Genomic DNA, 298 nt, shown 5'->3' on the forward strand with positions numbered 1-298 from the left:
GGATATCACGGCGCAGACGAAAGCATTGCCGAGCAGCGCGAACGAGACCGTGCTGGCGAGCAAGGTGAGATCGTCGAACGGTCGGCGCAGCACGCCGCGGCCGAACAGGATGAGGACTAGCAGCATCGACGCCAGCGCAACGGGAATGTGAATCCGGTTGATCGCGGTGAAGTCGAAGTGCCAGCGCTGCTGTTGCGCCGCGCGCATCGGCTTCACCTGTGCGGGAAGAAAGCGCTCGATGATGCCGTAGGTATGGCCGAGCCAGCCGTTGGTGCCTTCGCCGGTCCCGACGTAGACG

The 298-nt window shown here is 64.1% G+C and carries 1 pseudogene; it reads right to left on the reverse strand.

The features are described 5' to 3' along the window. Positions 1-298 (reverse strand): annotated as a pseudogene (locus QSV46_RS39340) (hypothetical protein); the annotation flags it as partial.

It is taken from the genome of Bradyrhizobium cosmicum, assembly GCF_032290525.1.
Classification (GTDB): Bacteria; Pseudomonadota; Alphaproteobacteria; order Rhizobiales; family Xanthobacteraceae; genus Bradyrhizobium; species Bradyrhizobium cosmicum_A.